Here is a 19,724-nt window from a genome sequence, read left to right on the forward strand (position 1 = left end):
GGTCACGCGTCGGTCACGTCGGTTTCGCTTCTTCGGTATGAATCGACGCGATCTGGGAGCATGAACGCATGACAGGCGCTCTCATCTGGCTGATCGCCGGCATCCTCTTGATCATCGCCGAGCTGCTCTCGGGTGATCTGTTCCTGCTCATGGTCGGCGTCGGGGCCCTGTTCGGGGCGGGCTCGGCCGCCTTGACCGGGAACCCGTTCATCGACGTCGCGGTGTTCGCCGTCGTCTCGGTCGGGATGCTCGCGCTCGTCCGGCCGACCCTCAAGCGCCGGTTCCTCTCGGGGCCGGACATCAAGACCAACACCGACGCGCTGATCGGCGCGCGAGCGGTAGTAGTGTCCACAGTGGACGTCGAAGCGGGCCAGGTGAAGCTGGCGGGCGACGTCTGGTCGGCACGATGCATGACCGAAGGGGAACCGATCGCCCCGGGGACATCGGTGACGGTCGTCGAGATCTCGGGCGCCACGGCGGTCGTCTCGGCCGAGCTGTGAGCCGGACGGCCGCACCGCAACAGGTTTCTACGTAAGGGGAAGGTAGTTGTCAGAGACAGTGGTGTTCATCGTCGTCGGACTGCTCGCGTTGTTCGTGGTCGTCGTCGTGGTCAAGGCGATCATGGTGGTGCCACAGGCGCAGTCAGCCGTGATCGAACGGCTGGGCCGGTTCCGGACGGTGGCTTCTCCCGGCCTGACGTTTCTGGTGCCCTTCCTGGACAAGGTGCGGGCGCGGATCGACCTCCGCGAGCAGGTCGTCTCCTTCCCGCCCCAGCCCGTGATCACCGAGGACAACCTGACCGTGTCCATCGACACGGTCGTGTACTTCCAGGTGACCGACTCGCGGGCCGCGGTCTACGAGATCTCGAACTACATCGTCGGTGTCGAGCAGCTGACCACCACGACACTGCGTAACGTCGTCGGTGGCATGAGCCTCGAGCAGACGCTGACCTCGCGTGACTCGATCAACAGCCAGCTGCGCGGGGTGCTCGACGAGGCCACCGGCCGCTGGGGCATCCGCGTCGCCCGTGTCGAACTGAAGGCGATCGACCCGCCGCCCTCCATCCAGGATTCGATGGAGAAGCAGATGCGCGCCGACCGTGAGAAGCGCGCGATGATCCTGACCGCCGAAGGTCAGCGGGAATCGGCGATCAAGACCGCCGAAGGTCAGAAGCAGAGCCAGATCCTCGCGGCCGAAGGTGCCAAGCAGGCCGCGATCCTGAGCGCGGAGGCCGAGCGGCAGTCGCGGATCCTGCGGGCGCAGGGTGAACGTGCCGCCCGGTACCTGCAGGCGCAGGGGCAGGCGAAGGCCATCGAGAAGGTCTTCGCGGCGATCAAGGCCGGGCGCCCGACGCCCGAGGTCCTGGCGTACCAGTACCTGCAGACCCTGCCGCAGATGGCGCAGGGCGACGCGAACAAGGTCTGGATGATCCCGAGCGACTACGGCAAGGCCCTGGAAGGCTTCGCCCGCGCGCTCGGCGCCCCCGGCGACGACGGCGTGTTCCGCTACGAGCCGCCGAAGGAAGACCCGGTCGAGAAGCCGGACCTGGAGGACGAAGAGGTCCAGGGCTGGTTCGACACCTCCAGCGACCCGAAGGTCGCCGAGGCCGTCGCGGCCGCGGAAGCCGTGGCGCGCAAGGAAGTTCCGGCGCTGGGCGTCGCGACGCCGCGGCAGGAGCCGCCCGCTCCGCGTCAGGTCCCGAAGGCCGCTCCGGCTCCCGAGCCGGAGGCTGCTCCGGAGCCTCCGCAGGCCCCGCCGCCTTCGCGGCTGCCGCAGCCGCAGCCGCCCGCGGGTCCGCAGGGTGGCCCGTACCAGGGTCCGCCGTCGCAGGGGCCGGGCAGCGGGCCGTTCCCGCAGCAGGGTCCGTTCGGTGGTCCGCAGGGTGGTCCGCCGCCGCAGCGCTGAGCCGTTTCGACGTGAGAGAGGGTCGTCCTGTTCGGGGCGGCCCTCTCTCGTGTTTCTTGCGGGAGCTCGGCGAGTACGTGAAGGGGTCCTTCATTGCGTCTGACGTCAGGGTCCCGGCAAAGTCGCATAAGTGCTGGCCAGTACCACTCTCGGCGAATGGCGGATGACAGGAGGTTCACCCTGTTTCCGTCCGCAAAGGACGCCGACAGCCGGGTAAATGTACGTTTGATTCTTATTTGTACGGTTTCTGGGTGGGGTCGTGAGTGGCGATTGTCGTTAGAACGACCAAAAACACTCACGACCACCCCCGAAAACGCCCAAACCGGGCAAGGCCGCCTTGACAGTGTCCCCTGTGAACGGTCGAGCAATGTGGGGGACCCTGGCGCTAGACGCAGTGAAGGGGGCCTTCACGTACTTGGGCAAGGTGTGAAGGACTCCTGTGACTGTCGGTGTGTACCTGGGTCCACGTGGTGACCGCAAGTCCGTGAAGGCCTCCTTCACTACCCTCAGGGTAGGTAAGGAGGCCTTCACGGACTTGGTCCACGGGCCGCTGGACCCCGGTTCCGCTGGACGAACCCCGCGGAAGCACCGTTCAGTTCCTGAGGAACTCGAGCGTCCGGTACTCGTCGACCACCGAGGTGAGTTCGGCGATGCGGGCCTGCCCGGCGTCGATGAGCCGTTGTCCCGCGCGCGACCACTGCTCGAGATCGGGGGACATCGGCGGGATCTCGGCCAGGATCTCCGCGCTTTCGGCGAGGCTGAGCCCGACTCGCTGGGCGGCGACCGCGAGGCGGATCCGGCAGATGGCGTCGACCGTGAAGCGGCGTGCGTTGCCCGCGGTGCGCTCGGCGGTGATGACGCGGTAGCGCTCGTAGTACCGGACGGCGTTGGCCGAGACCCCGGCCTTAGCGGCGACCTCGCCGATGGTCAGGTGTGCTCCGAGTGTCGTTGTCGTCATGCTGCGCTCCGTACCGTCGTGGGTTCCGCTGTCGGGGTGGTGGGCCGGGTCCGCAGCCTGACCACCAGGGCGAGCGCCATGACCGCGAGCACGCCGACGAGAGTCAGACGATACGCGTCGACGATCTCCCCGGTGAGCGCCGGCGAAACGTTCACCGCGGCGAGCCCCTGCCCTCCGGTGGCACCCGCGATCAGCCCGGTGAACACCGCGCTCACCGCCGCGGTGCCGACCGCGCTCGCGATGGTGCTGGCCAGCGGGAGGATCGCGGAACCGGACGCGAGATCCGGCCCCCGCAGGTCGCGGCCCGCGCTCACGATGGTGGGCATCATGATCGCTCCGGTGCCCGCACCTTGGAGTACGCCCAAGATCGCCAGCACCGTGTACGACGTGTCCGGCGCGAGGACGAGGACGGTCAGCGCGGTCGAGGCGACCGCCAGGCTCAGCCCGGTCCCGACGACGATCCGCGGGCCGAAGCGTTCCAGAAGGCGGGCGGCGAACTGGATGGCGATGCCCATCCCGATCGTGCCCGGAACCATCATCGTCGCGCTGATCAGGGCCGAGTCGCCGCGGATCACCTGGATGTAGGCAGGCATCAGCAGCATCGAACCGAAGTACGGCCCGGCGTACAGGACGAGAATGGCGGCATTGCGCCCGAACGTCCGGTCGCGCAGGAGCCGGACGTTCAGCAGCGGTGCGCGATGACGCCACGAACGGCGCGTGAAGACCGCCATGAGCGCCAGCCCGACGGCGACGATCGCCACCCGGAACTCGAGACCTGCCGTCTCTTCGCTGAATCCGTACGCCACCGCGACGACACCCGGGACGAGCAGGAGACCACCGGCGACGTCGATCGGAATGCGTTCGGCCGACGGGACGTCGGCGGGCACCCAGCGGAGCACCCCTGCGACGGCGAGCAGGGCGGGCGGAACGGTGATGAAGAACAGTGCCCGCCACGACAGCGCGTCGAGCAGGATCCCGCCGAGCATCGGGCCGAGGATCGGCCCGACGAGCAAGGGGAGTCCGGTGATCGTGGTCATCCGGCTCCGGCGTTCCGGGGCCACCGCGCCGAAGCCGATGGTCATCCCCAAAGGGTTGATCAAGCCGCCCGCGAGACCTTGCGCGACCCGTGCGGCGATCAGCCAGCCCAGATCACCGGCCGCTCCGGCGGCCACGGACGCCACCGCGAACACGAGCAACGCGGCCAGATAGACCCGGCGCGCTCCCCACCGTTGCGCGAAGGTCGCCGCGAGCGGCATCGCCGCGACCATGCCGAGCGCGTAGCCGGTCGCGATCCACTGGATCGTGGTGAGCGACGCGGAGAAGGTGGTCATGAACCGCGGCAGCGCCACGGCGACGATCGTGGTGTCGAGAACGGCCATCAGCCCGCCGAGCGCGATCACCGCCGCGATGCGCAGCTCCCGTCCGGTCAGGCGGTTCATGACGCACTCACCTGAGCCCCGACGCGTCCGGTGCGTAGGGTGCGGGCCCACCAGCCCAGTTCGGTCATCGTGGCGGCCAGCGCGCCGCGTTCGCCTTCGGTTCCTTCGTAGCCGTTCGGGCCGAGGCGGGTCCACGGAGCGTTCAGCAGGACCGCGTCGCGGATGGTGGTGGCGCGCAGTTCGGGGAAGATCAGCCGCAGTTGCTCGATCGCGCGGATCCCGCCCGATCCCGCGCCGTAGCCGACGAACGCGACGGGCTTGTACGCCCATTCGGTGAAGTGCCAGTCGATCGCGTTCTTCAGCGCCGCGGGGAAGCTGTGGTTGTACTCGGGAGTGACGACGAGGAAGGCGTCCGCGTCGCGCAGCCTGTCGCTGATCACCGTCTCGGTGCCACCGGGCCGCGTTCCCTGCAACGGAAGGTCGATGTCGGCGAGGTCGATCGGATCGACCTCCACACCGTCGATCGTGGCGAGTTCGGTCAGCAGCCAGCCCGTGATGGCGTCGGCGAAGCGTTCGTGCCGGACGCTGCCGATGATGACGGCGAGGCGGATGGGGGACTGCGTGGTGGTTTCTGTGCTCATGGCGACGACGCTAAAAGTTCGTCCATAGGCGAACTCAAGCCGTTGCGGCGCTGGTCACGAACCCTGGACCTCTATCTATGTCGAGGTTGTACGGGCGCCGATGTGATAGGTCTTGGCTCATGGATGACTTCGGCGATGATCCCGATGACCTGGCCGAATGGGGCCTGCACTGCTTTTGTCTCGGTGCGCGCAGTACCCCGCATCACGTTGTGAAGATGGACGACAATGGTCGCCTCCTCTTCCGTGCACGCCTGGGCGTCAGTCGTACCGAGCTGCGGCACTACGGAATCGATCCATCGGACAGCCAGATCGCACTGTTGCGGGCTTACCACCTCATAGCCGTCGAGGGCGATCGGCTGGCGACGACGTTTCCCGTACTCGGATCGGACGAGACGGCGGGATTGCGCACCCGGATGGCCGGGCTCGCCGAAGCGGTCGCGTCCGAGATCGCCGTCGATGTGTCCGGCCTGGCCGACGTTTTGGCCGGACAGGGACTGGCCGGCTGTGTTTACGGAGTGCTCTTCGGCTACGTGATCGACGGCCTGATCTGGGACCGTCTCCGGTCGGACGGCCTCCTCCCTTCTGGTGAGCTGAGTGTCGAGCGCCCCTACTGGAACGGGGCCTTTTGGGCGGTCTACCCGCCACGTGAAGGCGCGATGGGGACCAACGAGATCGAGGAATCCGGCGTCAGGTTGACGATGGTCTGGACCGACGAGACGGTGCGGTCCTTGAACCGGGTGGCCGATGCTCCGGCTCTGCGGTCGGCCTTGCGCGTGGTTTCTCGTGGAAGCCTGCCGAGGGCAGCGCTCGCGGTCGAGGGTGGGGAGATGTGGACGCTCGTCGACGACGAAGGGAGGCCGACGATTCCGATCATCAGGCGACGGGACTCCGATCCTGTCCACGGGATCGGTCTGCGGATCGCGGAGAAGGTCGTCTCCGCGTTGCTACGGGATCTGCCGGAGGCTGGTGTGGTCGCGTCGGCGCACGAGCTGATCTGGAGTCTCATGGACGCCTTGGAGGCGGCCGGAATGGTCCGGCGGCCGGGGACGTTCGACGATCCCGCCGCGGGTCTCGACTCTCTCGGCGTCCAGATGTTCCTCTCCGTCGATGGCGCCGAAGGTTGACATGTAGGAAATCTCCTACGTATGGTCGGGCCATGAACATCGACCGCATCCAATTCCTCACCGTGCCGGTCTCCGATTTGACCGAGGCGCGGGACTTCTACCTCGGCAAGCTCGGTTTCGACCTGCTCGTCGACGTCAGCGGCCCGCACGGTCCATTCGTCATGGTCGGCCCCAAGGGGGCGGACACCGGGCTCGTCCTCGTCGATCGCGCGGTCGGCGGACTGGATCACGACACGCGTGTGCATTTCCAGCTGACCACCACGGACGTCGACGCCGACATCGCGGAGCTCCGCGCCCAAGGCGTCGAGGTCGGCGACGCGGAGGAGATGCCGTGGGGGCGGGTGACGTCCTTGAAGGATCCTGACGGCAACGCGATGGGGCTGCTCGAAGCTTCGGGCTACGGGAACTGGCCGCGCTAGTGCCGGTCAACGACGACGTCTTCGCCGCGCTCGCCAATCCGGCCCGGCGGGAAGTGCTGGGCATCCTCCTCGACGGTCCGCGGGCGGCGGGGGAGATCGCCGAACGGTTCGACATGCGGCGACCGAGCCTGTCGGAACACCTTCGGGTGCTCCGTGAGGCCGGGCTCGTCCGGGAGGAGAGGCAGGGCCGCAATCGCGTCTACTCTCTGGACGCCGCGCCGCTGCGAGAAGTCTCCGACTGGCTTTCGCCCTACGAGCGGTACTGGCGCGGCAAGCTGGGGAACCTGCGCGACCTGCTGGACGAGGAGGACTTCTGAACGACGACGATCCGACGGCCGTTCACGTCGACCAGTTCCTGGCGCATCCGCCGCGCAAGGTGTGGCGCGCGTTGACCGAACCCCATCTGCTGGAACGCTGGCTTCGGATGCCGAACGACATCAAACCCGTTGTGGGACACCGATTCGAGCTGCTGGCGGATCCTGTTCCCGCCGCGGGTTTCGCGGGCGGCCCGGTCGCCTGCGAGGTATTGGCCGTGGAGCCGGAGCGGCTGCTCAGCATCAGCTGGGGTCCGGAGTGGACGGTCACCTGGCGGATCGTGCCGGAGGGCCATGGGACCAGGCTGTTCCTGAGCCACGAGGGCTTCGACCCGGACGACGACTTCCAACGTATGTCGCGCCGGATCATGGGCGGCGGCTGGCGGACCGGGGTGCCGAAGGCCCTGGCGCGCGTGTTGGACGAGATGCCCGACTAGGCGCTCGACAACGGGGCTAGGATCCCCGCTGTGACGGACGAGAAACCGCTCCGAGCCGATGCCCGCCGTAACCGCACACGGGTGTTGGAGGCCGCGGAGCGCGTCTTCGCGGCCAAAGGCACCAGTGCGCCCACCGAAGAGGTCGCCCGCGAAGCAGGCGTCGGCGTCGGTACGGTGTTCCGGCACTTTCCGACGAAAGAAGCGCTGCTGGAAGCGGTGCTCTTCGCGCGCCTGCACCGCTTCGTCGACGAAGCGGAGGCCACGGTGGCCGCCGACTCGTCCGACCCGGGCGCCGCGTTCTTCGGCTTCCTGACCGGCTGGATCGAGATGTCCGGCGCCAAGAACGCCTACTTCGAAGCCCTGTCGGCGGCCGGCGTCAGCGTGCCGTCCGCGGGGTCGGTCATCGGTGTCCGTCTGAAGGACGCGCTCGGCGTGCTGCTCCGCCGGGCACAGGACACCGGCGACGTCCGGAAGGACCTCGGCGTCGAAGAACTGATCGCGGTCATCATCGGAACAGCGAAGGCGGCGGAGCATGCCGGACCCGAATTCCGGGCCCGGACGATCTGCATCCTCTTCGACGGACTTCGGCCGCGTCAGGCGTAGGGGTCCATCGTCGGCCGTTTCGGCATGAGCGCGTCGCCCGAAGACTCGCCCCGCAGCCTGCGCTTGATCCACGGGACGGCGTGCTCCTTGCCCCACTGCAGGTTTTCGATTCGCCGTGCTTGCGGGCTCAACGACGGCCGCGGCCCGAGCGTGGCGGGCGTCAGCTTGTGCGGCTCGCCGAGCGCGTCGAGGACGGCGATGGCGATCTCGTTGTGCCCCAACGAGTTCAGGTGCAGACGATCCGGCGCCCAGAGTCGCCTGTCCCGCAACTGGCGCATCGCCCACATGTCCACCAGCAGCGCTCCATGGCGTGCGGCGATCCCGCGGACGTGCTCGTTGTAGATCGCGACGCGGCCCCGGATCCTGCGGAACAACGCGTCTTCGACCCCATCGACACCGGTGAACAGGACGACTCGCGCCCCGGTGGCGACCACCTTGCCGACCGCGACGTCGTAATCCTCGATGAGGGCGTCGATGTCGACCTTCGGCCGCATCAGGTCGTTGCCGCCGGCGTAGAGCGTCACGAGATCCGGGTTCAGTGCGAGCGCCGGGTCGAGCTGCTCCGTGAGGACCTGACCGAGGAGCTTGCCGCGGATCGCGAGGTTGGCGTAGCGGAAGTCCTGGTGGTTCGCCGCGAGCGTGCCCGCGACGCGGTCGGCCCAGCCGCGGACGCCGTGGGGGGACGACGGGTCCTCGTCGCCGACACCCTCGGTGAAGGAATCACCGAGACAAACTAAGCGGTTGGTCATGCCCTGATGTTACTGGCGCGGTATGTCGTCGCTGAATCCGGTCGCGGGACGAGCATCTCGTCGGGCATGCTGCTCCGCGTGCCTCCAGCGTTCGTCTCCGGAGCGGAACTGTCGGGCCGCCTCTATGGCGAGGCGGTGCATCCCCTGCTGTCCCGGCATTTTCCCGGCCTGGCCCACACCGCGGCGTTGATCGGTCCCGGCTCCGAGGTGCTTGGGTTCGACACCGCCCGCTCCACCGACCACGACTGGGGCCCGCGCCTGCAATTGTTCCTGGGCCCCGGCGAACTCGCCGAACACGGCGCCAGGATCGCCGACATGCTCGCCGAGCGACTGCCCGCCACAATCGCCGGATATTCCACCAACCTGGTCCCGATCGGGGACCAGGGGACGCGGCACATGCGGCCGGCGCACGGACGCATCCAGCACGGTGTCGTGGTCGCCGAACTCGGTGCCTGGCTGACGGGCTACCTCGGCTTCGATCCCCGGGACGAAATCACCACCCTCGACTGGCTGGCCACCCCCACCCAGGTTCTCGCCGGAGCCATCGCCGGCGTGGTCTTCCACGATGGTCTGGCCCGGTTGCACCCGGTCCGACGACGGCTGGCCTGGTATCCCGACGACGTGTGGCGTTACCTGCTGGCCTGCCAATGGCAACGCCTCAGCCAGGAAGAACCCTTCGTCGGCCGCTGCGGCGACGTCGGCGACGAACTCGGCTCGGCGATCATCGCGGCGCGCCTCGGCCGCGATCTGATGCGCCTGTGCCTGCTCCTCGGCCGGGTCTATCCGCCTTACGGCAAATGGCTCGGCAGCGCCTTCGCCCGCTTGCCCTGCGCGGCGCGGCTGACACCGATACTCACCGCAGGGCTGGCGGCGACCGGCTGGCATGAGCGGGAGCACCACTTGGCCATCGCCTATGAAACCATCGCAGCCCTGCACAACGAGACCGGACTCACCGAACCGGTCGACGACCGCACGCGCTCGTTCCACGACCGGCCCTACCGGGTGCTGCACGCCGAGCGCTTCGCAGCGGCCCTGATCGCGACCATCGACGACCCCGCTCTGCGCGACCTGCCGTTGACCGGGGCCATCGACCAATTCGTCGACAGCACCGATGCCCTCGGAGCACACGCCTTCACCCGACGTTTCGCCCAAGCGGTCTTTCCTCATCACCGAGAGCAATGACCGGCCTGCCGAGCGACTCTTCCAGCGGCGGAGTGGTGATGCGAAGCGACGCCTGGGCGGCGTCGAGGGTCCGCGCGCATTCGGCGATCGAATCGGCGACCGCGGTGACATAGGCGACCCGGCCCCACACCGTCCCTTTCGGCGGAGGGGACATCACGGCGCCGGGCTGGGCGATGGTGACCGCTTGGTCCAGGTTCGACGGCAGGGTCGCCGGATCGAAGCGGATCGCCGCGATGGTGGTGTCGTCCCGGTCGACGTAACAGAACCGGATCCCGGCCACTCGCCGCCGGGTGGGCCGGATGTCCAGCTCGTGACCGCAGGCCGCCGCGGCGGCGAGGAGACCGGGGTCGATGCCGGTCGCCAGCTCGCCGAGGTAGGGGATCAGGTCGCCGCCGAGCCTGCCGTTGACCTCGATGAGTTTCGGGCCCGTCCCGGTCAGCATGTACTCGGTATGCGTCCAGCCGTCGCGGAAACCCAGCGCGGTATGCGTGGCTTGCAGGATCGAGGTGAACGCGGTGTCGGTGAGCAAGGGATCGTCCGCGTCCACGTAATGACCGATCTCTTCGGCGTAGGGCGGGAAACCGACCACCTTGCGGGCGAGGAAGAGCGGCGTGACCTTGCCGTCCGCGACGACCGAATCGACGCTGACCTCCTCGCCGGTCACGCACTGCTCGACCAGGACCGGATGGTCACTGGCGTAGACCACCGGATCGGGTGCCTTGGTGTCGCGGGTGAAGGCGAACATCTCGCGGAGCCGCTCGGGGTCGTCGACCCGGACCACACCGAGGCTGGCGCCGAGGCCGCGCGGTTTGAGGATGGCCGGGTAGCCCACCTCTTCCGCCGCGGCCAATGCCTGCGCGAGGGTGCCGACCTTGACCGACCGCGGCTGGGGAACACCGGCCTCGGCCAGCGCGGCGCGGGTCTGCGCCTTGTCCCGGAGCCGCCAGATCATCGCCGGGTCGCCGCACCGCAGCCCGAGTGCTTCGGCGACGTGGGCGGTGGCGTGGATGCGGCCCTCGTCCCAGCACAGCACTCCGTCGAACGGCCCGGCGTCGTTCAGCCGGAGCGCCTCGCGGGCCATGGCGGGACCGTCGATGGTGCTGGGCAGCACGGTCCAGCCGGTGATGTACTCCCGTTCCCAGGTCGGCTCCGCGGTGTGGAACAGGTGCACCCGGAACCGGGTACCGATCGATCGCAGCAGGTACTCCCTGAACACCTGCCAGCCGGACGCGATCAGCAGTAGTCGTGGTCGCTCACTGGACATGGAACCCCTTCTCCCGTACGCGTTCCTCCTCCGTGACGGCGATCCGGCCCACCGCGCGGCGCAGGGTCGGCGGCGCCATCAGCGAGGTCACGATCGCCACCAGCACGATGATCGTGTAGGTGGCGGTGGTCAGTACGCCGAGCCGCAGGCCGACGATCGCGACGATCACCTGGATGACGCCGCGTGCGTTGAGACCGCTGCCGAGCGCCAGCCCCTCCCAGTGGCTGAGCCCGCCCACCCTGGCCCCGAGGTAGGCGCCGGCGAACTTGCCGAGGACGGCGACCACCAGCACCAGTAAGGCCGAGCCGAGCACGGCGGGGTCGCGCAGCGCCGTGAGGTCCATCCGCAGCCCGGCGGTGGCGAAGTAGATCGGGGTGAGCACGGCCAGCACGATCGTGCGCAACGGGGCCAGCCGCGCGAGGTCGACGTGTTTGGACGACCCGATCAGGATGCCGCACAGCAACGTCCCCAGCACCGGTTCCATCCCCATCGCGTGGGTGCCCGCAGCGGCCAGCAGGAGCAGGACCACAACGGTGGCGATGCCCGGCCCCTGCTCGGACGACCGGCTCGCCAGGCGCAGCGACGCGTTGACCAGCGGCCTTCCGGCGACGACGGTGAGGACCAAGACCACCAGCAGACCGGCGATCGAGAACGCCACCTGACCGGCGACCAGCCCGGTGACGGCCAGCGCCGACACCACCGAGAGCAACAGCCAGCCGACGATGTCGTCCACGGCCGCGGCGCTGACGATCAGCTGGCCGATGTCGCGATGCAGCAGCCGCATCTCCAGCAAGGTCTTCGCGATCACCGGGATCGCGCTCACGCCCATGGCCACGCCGAGGAACAGCGCGAACACGGCCCGGTCGGTCCCGGCAGGGATCAGCGACGCGGGCAGCACGAAACCGAGCCCGACGCCGAGTCCCAGCGGCACCAGCAGACCGCCCGCACTGGTCCAGGCGGCGGGCCCGCCCTTGCGGCGCACCAGCTTCAGATCCATGTGCATCCCGGTGATCCCGACCAGCAGCAGGACACCGAGCTGCCCGACGGCGTCGAGCAGATTGAGCTGGGTGGCGTCATGCGGCAGCAACCAGGCCGACAGACCTGGCGCCAGATGCGCGAGCACCGACGGTCCGATGAGGACACCGGCGGTCAGCTCGCCGACCACCGCCGGCATCTTCAGCCGGATGGCGAGCCGTCCGAGGGCGAAGGCGAGCCCGAGCAGCAGTCCCAGCTGGAGCAGGAACAGCAGCATGCCGTGCGCGCTGATGGGAGCGACGGGGTCAGCCATCGACGTAGTACCAGTTCTCCGGGCTGATCATGCCGAACGGATTGACCGGTTCGAAGCCGCGCAGGGAGCGGGCGACCTCGAACAACCGGATCGGAAAGTTGGGGTTGAAGACGACCGGAACCTGCTCGGCGATGTAGTCCTGGTACTCGTAGAGGACGTCCGGATCGTCGGTGGTGACCGTGCGCTCGATCAGCTCGTCGGCCACCGGGTCGTGATAGTGGCCGAAGTTGCCACCCGCGTCGGTCCTGAACAGGATCTCGCCGGTCGGGTGGTGGTAGACCCAGCCGCCGTTCCAGCAGCACATCTCCCAGGTGCACGGGGTTTCGTCGGTGGGGTAGCAGGGCGCGTCCTCCGCGACCAGGATCGAGCCGTAGACCTCTTCGAGCCTCAGCTCGATCCCCGCGGCGGCGGCGTCACGTTTGTATTGGGTCATCAGCCGGGTCAGCGCCGGCCGTCCTTCGACGTAACGCAGCCGGAAGCTCAGCTTCGTACCGAGCGGGATCCCTTCGCCCGCGAGCTCCGGGTCGACGCACACCGCGGGCGTGACGCTGGTGTCCCAGCCGTTTTCGCTCAGCAGTTTCTTGGCCCGCCCGGGATCGAAGGGCAGCGGCCACGCCCCGCCGCGCTGCGGCGGCGACACCAGGTCGGTCACCGGGAGCATCGGCATCGGCCCGTTCTGGCGGTAGGCGTAACCCTGGTAGATGTCCCGGACCGCGGCGTCCTGGTCGAGCGTGCACTGCAGCGCCTGGCGGAGGTAGGTCTGGGCGAACATCTTCCCGACCACGGTGGGATTGTTGAAGTTCAGGCTGGTGTACCGGATGCAGTACGCCACCTGCGGCACCATCGTGTAGTGCTCCGCCAACGGGTTGACGCCGCCCTTGGTGGGATCGTCGGTGTGCCCGGTGGCGAAGCTCAGCGGCAGGTAGCCCACCTGGACCGCGTCCTCGCCGTCCGGCCCGTTCTCCAGCCTGCGGTACTCCTCTTCGTCGGAGGAGAACGGGATCTGCCGGAATTCGTCGAGATACGGCTTGTTCGGGCCGGAGTAGTGCTCGTTGGGCACGAACGTCACGACCCCGTCCAGGGTGTAGCTCTTCAACCGCCACGGCCCGCTCACGACACTCCACACAGGACTGTCGGCCCAGCGGGTGCGGTGCTCGTTGCCCTCGTCGATGATGTCGCCCTGCTCGGCCATCAGGTAGTCGTAGACCGCCTCGACGTCGGCGAGGTCGCCGGAGGCGTTCGCCGGGCCCGCCGCAGTGCGATCCCACGCCTTCGGCAACGGGATGATCAGGCTGAGCTGGTTCATCAGGACCCAGCGCCGGGAGTAGACCTTGTCGAAGGTGAAGTAGCAGGTGTCCTCGGACAGCTTGCCGTAGTCCGTGCAGTTGTCGGGGAAATAGCCGGGGGTGTATTCGCCGTACCTTTCGCCCTTGACCTTGAGCAGGTTCACCCAGAACAACACGTTGTCGGCACACAACGTCTCGCCGTTCGACCATTTCCATGGTTTGATCTTGACCGTGACGGTCAGCCCGTCCTCGCTCCACACGGGAGGCTCGCCGATGCTGGAGGCGTAGTCGACCTCCGGTGTGCCGTCGCTGCCGAAGAAGTACAGGGTGCGGTACATGAGGGCCTGGAACTCCAGGACGTTGCGCATGCCCATGCGTTCCGCCGGGGTGAACGGGAAGATCACCGCCGGCGGGAAGCCGGGCGCGCAGGCCCAGGTGACCGTGCCGCCGCGGCGGGGCTCGCCTTCGCGGACCGACGGCATCGCGCTGGTGCGGGTCATCGCCGTCACCGGATCTCTTGCAGACGGGAGACCCCGACGGACTGATGCGGGCCGTAGCGCTGCCACACCTCGTCGAGCTGGATCCGGCCGTCGTCGAGGATCCGCGGGATGCTCGTGCAATGGCCGGAAATCACCTCGCCGCTCTCCAGGACCATGCAGTACGCGAAGTCGAGTTTCCCGTCGGGGCCGCAGGTCCCGGTCAGCGAACCGTGGCGCGCCTTGCCGCCGGAGAACTCGCCCCAGATCAGGTCGCCGTTCTGCCGGTAGACCGCCACCCGGTCCTCGCTGCCGTCGTCGGTGCCGTCGACGGCGACCGGGCTGAACCGCCGTCCTTCGTAGTTGATCATGATGGCTCGCGGCGCCTTTCTGTGGAGGGGAGGGATTCGCGGAGCTCCAACGCGCAGCATTTGGCCGCGCCACCGGCCTTCAGGAGTTCGGACAGGTCGACGGCGATCGGGGTGAAACCGGCCGCCCGCAGGCTTTCGGTGAGATGGACGGCGGACTGGGGGAGCAGCACGTGCTCGCCGTCGGAGATGGCGTTGAGGCCGAAGACGGCGGCGTCCGCCTCGTCGGCCAGGATCGCGTCCGGATACAGCTCCCGGAGCACTGCCTGGCTGTCCGGCGAGAAGGCGCCGGGGTAGTACATGATCTCCTCGTGGTCGAGCACCGCCAGTGCCGTGTCCAGGTGGTAGAAGTACGGATCGACCAGGTGCAAGGTGACCACCGGCAGCCCGAAATGATCCGCTGCCTCGGCATGCGCGCGATGGTCGGTGCGAAAGCCGGTGCCCGCGAGGATCCGGGCACCGGTGGGCAGCATGTCGCCCTCGCCCTCGTTGACGAACCCGGCCTGCCGGACCGGATAGCCGTGCTCGGCGAACCAGGCCTGATACGCGGGTTCCTCGCCGGACCGTTGCGGGTGGCGGTACCTGGCCGCCAGTACCCGCCCGTCGATCACGGTGGCCGCGTTGGCGGCGAACACCATGTCGGGCAGGCCGGGCTGGGGCGGCACGACGTCGACCAGGTGGCCGAGCGAGACCAGCCGGGTCCGCAACCGGTCCCATTGCACGAGCGCCAGCGGCGCGTCGGTCGGTTTGTCCGGCTCCATCCACGGGTTGATGGAGTAGCTGACCTCGAAATGTTCCGGCGGGCACATCAGGAACCGCCGCGGACGGGCTGTTCTCACCGGTCACCTTCCAAAGTGACGGTGATCTTCCCGGCCAGTTCGGTCATCAGCCCGTAAGCGTCCTCTTTGGACGTTCCGGTGGTGCCGAGGAAGCCGAAGATGGTGTTGCCGTCGGGAGGCCTGAGGATCACATCGCCGGGACGGGCGGTGATCTGCTGGAGGAAGACCCGGTCGGACTCGGTCACCTCGGGCGGCACTTCGATGTTCTCGACGACGCCGCCGTCGCAGATCAGGCACATCGCGGTGATATGCGTCCCGGTCGGCCAGTAGTGGCGGACGGGCGGTTTGACGCCGCGGCCGACGTCGACCACGGACCGGATCGGGTCGTAGTCCGCGGTGATCCGGGCGATGGTGTCCAGCCCGCCGCCGCCCACCCTGGCCGCGATCTCCAGCAGATGCGGTTTGCCCTCGTGGTAGCGCACTTCGGCGTGCATCACGCTGCGCCGCAGGCCCTGCGCGCGGGCGGCCGCCTTGACCGCGTGATGCACCCTGGCCAGTTCCTCGGCGGGCAGGGAGGTCGGCGCGTGGTGCACGTCGTCGTCGAAACTCCTGCCCTCCGCGGTGATCCGGTCGACGACCGAGCCGAGGTAGACCTCGTCGTCCCAGGCGAGCGCCTCCATCAGGTACTCGGGTCCGTCCAGAAAGGACTCGACGAGCAACCCGATCGGACCGAGGTCGACGTCGTCCGCCTCGGCGTTGATCCAGAACATGTTCCGCAAGCCCTCGCTCGCCGTGGCGAAGTCCCGCGCCATCTCCTGCGGACCGTCCACCCGATAGACCAGATGACTCCCGGCGCCCAGAGTGGGCTTGAGGATCACCGGATAGCCGAACTCGGCGCCCGCCGCCAGCGCGTCGTCGAGTTCGGTGACGTACCGGAAGGCGGGAATCGGCACGCCGGCCCGTTCGTAGGCCTGGCGCATCAGCAGTTTGTTGCGGCTGTGACGCGCCGCCTCGACACCGATACCCGGCAGCCCGAGCGCCTCGGCCACGGAGGCGACCGCGATCACCGCCGCTTCGGAGAAGGTGATCACCCCGTCGAAATGCTCGGTGGCGTGCCATTCCTCGGCACAGGTGATCATCTCGTCGATCTTCTTCGAGCCGACGAGCCGGTAGTGGTCGGCGGGCCAGAAATCGGCCGTCCCCTCACCGTTCATCACGTACAGATCGACGCCGAACGCCTGCACCTGCCGATAACGGGAGTGGTAGTAGGTCAGGTACTGACGGGTCTCGATGGTCAGCAGCTTCATGGCCAGCCTCCTCGGGCAGCCGCGGGAGTCGGAACACGGGAACGGAAGTGGGCGTTTCGGCCGTGAGGGACAGGTCGGCCCCGGCCGCGGCCGCCGCTCCAGCCGCGTCGATCAGGATCGGGGCGGCGCCCGCCAGCAACGTGCGCGCCTCGAGCATCAGGTCGCCCGCGGCGATCGCCGAGCGGGCGGCCAGGTCACGCAGCCGGTTCAGGTGGGTGAGCACCGTTTCGGCGGCCCGGTTCATGCTGTAGCCGGGCAACTCGTAGCAGCCGCGGAACCGTTGCACCATGGCCGCGGCGCGCCGCCGCCCGTCCGGAGTCACCGGCACCGCGCCGGAAAGCCCGCGAGCCGTCTCCGAGATCGCCTCCGCCAGCGCGTTCCACGGCGTGCTGAGCCGCCGGTACCCGTTGTCGCGCAGGCCTTCCCGGGTGAACCCGGTGCGCGACAGCTCCGGCGCGGTATACGTCAGATGGAACCGGACGAGGTCGCGCGGGACCTCGGCGAGCAGGTCGCCGGTCCAGATCAGATGGTCGCGGCTGGTGGAGAACTTCTCGCCGGCCAGGTCGTAGAACTCGTTGCAGACGTTGGCCGACGGCGTGACGTACCGGTCGCCATGGGCCAGCAGGAACACGAGATCCATCAGGCCCCAGTGGTAGACGTTGTCGTAACCGTGGAAGTAGACGACGTCGGCCTCGTGCTCGGCGCGCCAGTGCTCGTCGAGCGGCAGCGTGGTGTCGCCGACCGACCACCAGGTGCTGTACATGACCGCGGGCATCGCCTCGATCCACGGGTACAGCATCTGCCCGGGGGTCTCCGGGAACGGCGCGGGAATTCCCCACACCGCCGGGATCGTCACGGGTACGTCGGGCAGCGGCTTGGCCAGCAACTCCCCGATGAGCTGCATCGCGTGCGGCCGCCACCGTCCCGCCTGCGCGGTGTAGTAGGCGGTCAGCCGGTCCCGGTACTCCTCCATCGGCAGCACCAGGATCTCCGTGTCGCGGTAGGCGACCGGGTCGTCCGGGTCCATTGTGGAGTGCGGGTCGAGCAGCTCGTCGTAGTTGTTCGGGTGCCCGCAGGCCTCGCACACCCCACCGCTGCTGCCGGCCAGGCACACCGGGCAGGTTCCGCTGACCAGTCCGTCGAACAGGCAGGTCCCCGAACGTGTCGCGACCGGCAGCCGCACCGTCCGCTTCCGGAACCGGCCCCCGTCGTACAACGCGGTGACGAACTCGAGCACCGCGCGCCGGTACACGTCGTCGATCGGCGGGAGACCGGTCGTCGAGATGCCCATCGCGGAGAGCGAACGGGCGATCGCCTCGGTCGACCCGGCGCACAGTTCCCGCGGGGTGGTGCCCGACCGGCGCGCGGTCGTGACCACATAACTCTGACTGTCGTCCGTGCAGGTCGTGTAGATCACCGAGGCGCCGGTGGCCCGCAGATACCGGGCGTACACGTCTCCCGCCAGGTACGGCCCGGCCATATGTCCGATGTGCAGGTCGCCGTTGGACGTCGGCGTCGCGGCGACCACGATGGTCGTGGACATCTACACGCCGGCCTCGTCGCGGGTGGTGAACCGCCCGGCCATGTCCTTGTCCCACCAGACCGCGTACATCCGGAACTCCTCGGATCCGCTGTTCACCACCTGGTGGTTCGAGCGGGGCGGGAAATGCACGATGTCCCCGGCGGCGAACGGCGTCCGGCGCCCGTCGCAGACGATCTCCGCGGATCCGGTCATGGCGACCCAGATCTCGTACTCGTGGTGGCTGTGCGCCCCGGACTCGGCGCCCGGCGGCACCACGCACCAGGAGCCCTCGAAAGGCGCGTTCAGCTCCGGCCACGGCAGCAGCCGCGTGGCGGCCAGACCGTTGTCCGGCTTGAGCCGCGAACTGTCGAACTTGCGGATCTCCATCATGGTCACTGCGCTCCTTGAGTTGCGGCGAGCGGGCGTACGGCGCTTTCGGTGACGGCGGGCAACGGCGGCATCCGGCGGTCGGCGAGCAGATCGGTGACGATCTCCGCCGCCCGCGCGGCCAGCACGCTGAGCAACGAATCGGCGATGCCGTGGGTGGCCTCGTTCACCCCCTGCAGATGGCAGGTCCCGCTGAACGACGGCGGCAGGCTCATCCGGTAGCTGCGGTTGACGGTGATCTCGTCCACCCCGACCGCGGACGCGAGATCCTTGACGATCCCCGGCATCCGCTTGGTGAACCCGGTGCCGAGCAGCACCACGTCACAGCGCTGCGTGAACCGGCGGCCGGATTTGCGGTCGACGAGGGTGAGCACGATCTCGCGACCGTCCATCTCGGCGCCTGCCACGTCGACCATCGGGATCATCTCGATGCGCTCGGTGCCGGTGAGCCGCTCGATGTACATCTGGCGGTACAGCGTGTCGAGCATGTCCGGGGCGAGGCCGGCGTAGTTGGTCCGGTGCATCTCGCGCAGCAGCTGTGCCCTGGCCTCCGGCAGCGCCGAATGGAATTCGTCCACAAAGGACGGGTAGTACAGCTCGTTGGTGAACTTGCTCGCCTCGTAGGCGTTGAGGCCGATCGAGCGCATCACCATCGTGCACCGTGCCCCGGGGAACGTCTGGTGCGCCGTCCAGAGCATCTCGGCCGCGCTCTGCGCCCCGCCGACGACGACGATCCGGCGCGTCCGTTCGGGATCGAGTTCGCCGATCCTGGCCGCGAACTCGGTGCTGTGGATCATCAGCTCGCGCGGGATGGCCGAGAAAGTGTCCGGGATGTAAGGATCCCGCCCAGCCGCGACCACCAGATGACGGCACACCACGGCGCTGCCGTCGGCCATCTGGACCAGCCACTCACCGGCCCCGTCCGCGACGCCGAACGGCCGGACCGAGACACACCGCCGCCCGTAGTCGATCCGCACGTTCGGCAGGGATTTCGCCACCCAGCCCAGATATCCGGAGATCTCCATCCGGTACGGCGTGAAGCTGCCCAGGTTGATGAACTGGTCCAGCCGTCCCACCGAGTGCAGGTAGTTGACGAAACTGAAGGCGCTGCGCGGATTCCGCTGAGTGACCAGGTCCTTGAGAAAGGAGACCTGGCTCTGCGTCCACGGGATCAGCATGCCGCGCTGCCAGACGACGTCGTCCTGCTGCTCGACGATGAGCGTGTCCTTCGCGAGCTCCGCCTTCGCGAGCTCTTCGACGGCGACGCCGAGGGCGAGGCCGGACGGACCCGCCCCGATCGCCAGCAGCTCTACTTCTTGAAATCGCACCGCAATCC

21 protein-coding genes are annotated in these 19,724 nt (G+C 68.4%); 8 read left to right on the plus strand and 13 right to left on the minus strand.

Translation table 11 applies throughout. From position 1 onward, the window contains the following. The first annotated feature begins 68 nt into the window (after positions 1–68). Positions 69–500 carry an NfeD family protein gene (locus AMK34_RS03985; RefSeq protein ID WP_038513731.1) on the plus strand — a complete coding sequence of 144 codons (432 nt, stop codon included), beginning with the start codon at positions 69–71 and terminating at the stop codon, positions 498–500. 58 nt (positions 501–558) lie between these two features. Continuing rightward, positions 559–1,905, plus strand: a complete 1,347-nt coding sequence (locus tag AMK34_RS03990) for an SPFH domain-containing protein (RefSeq protein ID WP_016334240.1) — start codon at positions 559–561, stop codon at positions 1,903–1,905. Between the two features lie 592 nt (positions 1,906–2,497). Here AMK34_RS03990 and AMK34_RS03995 read toward each other — a convergent pair. Genes AMK34_RS03995 through AMK34_RS04005 form a run of 3 tightly spaced genes read right to left on the minus strand, consistent with a single transcriptional unit; the run spans position 2,498 to position 4,883 of the window. Next, complete coding sequence (locus AMK34_RS03995) at positions 2,498–2,863, minus strand: MerR family transcriptional regulator (RefSeq protein ID WP_073842974.1); 366 nt, start codon at positions 2,861–2,863, stop codon at positions 2,498–2,500. Continuing rightward, positions 2,860–4,302, minus strand: coding sequence for a DHA2 family efflux MFS transporter permease subunit (locus AMK34_RS04000; protein ID WP_073842976.1), 1,443 nt, complete (start codon positions 4,300–4,302; stop codon positions 2,860–2,862). Before AMK34_RS04000 ends, AMK34_RS03995 begins: the two co-directional genes overlap by 4 nt. Continuing rightward, positions 4,299–4,883, minus strand: coding sequence for an NADPH-dependent FMN reductase (locus AMK34_RS04005; RefSeq protein ID WP_073842978.1), 585 nt, complete (start codon positions 4,881–4,883; stop codon positions 4,299–4,301). The genes AMK34_RS04000 and AMK34_RS04005 overlap by 4 nt, the downstream gene beginning before the upstream one ends. Before the next feature lie 215 nt (positions 4,884–5,098). Between AMK34_RS04005 and AMK34_RS04010 the strand changes: the two genes are divergently transcribed. Genes AMK34_RS04010 through AMK34_RS04030 form a run of 5 tightly spaced genes read left to right on the plus strand, consistent with a single transcriptional unit; the run spans position 5,099 to position 7,780 of the window. Then, a complete protein-coding gene (locus AMK34_RS04010) occupies positions 5,099–6,007 on the plus strand; it encodes a hypothetical protein (protein WP_143202327.1) in 909 nt (302 codons plus the stop codon). A 32-nt stretch (positions 6,008–6,039) separates the two neighbouring features. After that, positions 6,040–6,426, plus strand: coding sequence for a VOC family protein (locus AMK34_RS04015; protein WP_038513717.1), 387 nt, complete (start codon positions 6,040–6,042; stop codon positions 6,424–6,426). Beyond that, positions 6,426–6,743 (plus strand): metalloregulator ArsR/SmtB family transcription factor, encoded by a 318-nt coding sequence (locus AMK34_RS04020; RefSeq protein WP_038513714.1) that lies wholly within the window; start codon positions 6,426–6,428, stop codon positions 6,741–6,743. The genes AMK34_RS04015 and AMK34_RS04020 overlap by 1 nt, the downstream gene beginning before the upstream one ends. Then, positions 6,740–7,177, plus strand: a complete 438-nt coding sequence (locus tag AMK34_RS04025) for an SRPBCC family protein (RefSeq protein ID WP_073842982.1) — start codon at positions 6,740–6,742, stop codon at positions 7,175–7,177. Before AMK34_RS04020 ends, AMK34_RS04025 begins: the two co-directional genes overlap by 4 nt. 30 nt (positions 7,178–7,207) lie before the next feature. Further along, positions 7,208–7,780, plus strand: a complete 573-nt coding sequence (locus tag AMK34_RS04030; protein WP_038513709.1) for a TetR/AcrR family transcriptional regulator — start codon at positions 7,208–7,210, stop codon at positions 7,778–7,780. Here AMK34_RS04030 and AMK34_RS04035 read toward each other — a convergent pair. Beyond that, entirely contained in the window at positions 7,771–8,529 is a 759-nt protein-coding gene (locus tag AMK34_RS04035) for an SGNH/GDSL hydrolase family protein (protein WP_073842984.1), read from the minus strand. The genes AMK34_RS04030 and AMK34_RS04035 overlap by 10 nt on opposite strands. 6 nt (positions 8,530–8,535) lie before the next feature. Between AMK34_RS04035 and AMK34_RS04040 the strand changes: the two genes are divergently transcribed. Beyond that, on the plus strand, positions 8,536–9,711 hold the full coding sequence (locus AMK34_RS04040; protein WP_083649729.1) for a DUF4037 domain-containing protein: 1,176 nt from the start codon (positions 8,536–8,538) through the stop codon (positions 9,709–9,711). On the opposite strand, the gene AMK34_RS04045 is transcribed toward AMK34_RS04040, so the two are convergent. Genes AMK34_RS04045 through AMK34_RS04085 form a run of 9 tightly spaced genes read right to left on the minus strand, consistent with a single transcriptional unit; the run spans position 9,662 to position 19,716 of the window. Next, a complete protein-coding gene (locus tag AMK34_RS04045) occupies positions 9,662–10,975 on the minus strand; it encodes an ATP-grasp domain-containing protein (protein ID WP_073842988.1) in 1,314 nt (437 codons plus the stop codon). The genes AMK34_RS04040 and AMK34_RS04045 overlap by 50 nt on opposite strands. After that, positions 10,965–12,263, minus strand: coding sequence for a cation:proton antiporter (locus tag AMK34_RS04050; RefSeq protein WP_073842990.1), 1,299 nt, complete (start codon positions 12,261–12,263; stop codon positions 10,965–10,967). Before AMK34_RS04050 ends, AMK34_RS04045 begins: the two co-directional genes overlap by 11 nt. Continuing rightward, positions 12,256–14,049 carry an ABC transporter substrate-binding protein gene (locus tag AMK34_RS04055; protein ID WP_038523450.1) on the minus strand — a complete coding sequence of 598 codons (1,794 nt, stop codon included), beginning with the start codon at positions 14,047–14,049 and terminating at the stop codon, positions 12,256–12,258. The genes AMK34_RS04050 and AMK34_RS04055 overlap by 8 nt, the downstream gene beginning before the upstream one ends. 5 nt (positions 14,050–14,054) lie before the next feature. Continuing rightward, positions 14,055–14,396, minus strand: coding sequence for a hypothetical protein (locus tag AMK34_RS04060; RefSeq protein WP_037337764.1), 342 nt, complete (start codon positions 14,394–14,396; stop codon positions 14,055–14,057). Beyond that, on the minus strand, positions 14,393–15,202 hold the full coding sequence (gene ddaH, locus AMK34_RS04065) for a dimethylargininase (RefSeq protein ID WP_143202379.1): 810 nt from the start codon (positions 15,200–15,202) through the stop codon (positions 14,393–14,395). Before ddaH ends, AMK34_RS04060 begins: the two co-directional genes overlap by 4 nt. A 26-nt stretch (positions 15,203–15,228) precedes the next feature. Continuing rightward, a complete protein-coding gene (locus AMK34_RS04070) occupies positions 15,229–16,479 on the minus strand; it encodes an ATP-grasp domain-containing protein (protein ID WP_073842994.1) in 1,251 nt (416 codons plus the stop codon). Next, complete coding sequence (locus AMK34_RS04075) at positions 16,376–18,022, minus strand: class I tRNA ligase family protein (RefSeq protein WP_073842996.1); 1,647 nt, start codon at positions 18,020–18,022, stop codon at positions 16,376–16,378. The genes AMK34_RS04070 and AMK34_RS04075 overlap by 104 nt, the downstream gene beginning before the upstream one ends. Continuing rightward, entirely contained in the window at positions 18,023–18,391 is a 369-nt protein-coding gene (locus tag AMK34_RS04080) for a cupin domain-containing protein (protein ID WP_198941660.1), read from the minus strand. 2 nt (positions 18,392–18,393) lie between these two features. Further along, a complete protein-coding gene (locus AMK34_RS04085) occupies positions 18,394–19,716 on the minus strand; it encodes a lysine N(6)-hydroxylase/L-ornithine N(5)-oxygenase family protein (RefSeq protein WP_073842998.1) in 1,323 nt (440 codons plus the stop codon). Between the last annotated feature and the right edge of the window lie 8 nt (positions 19,717–19,724).

The sequence above is a fragment of the Amycolatopsis sp. CB00013 genome (assembly GCF_001905755.1).
GTDB lineage: Bacteria > Actinomycetota > Actinomycetes > Mycobacteriales > Pseudonocardiaceae > Amycolatopsis > Amycolatopsis japonica.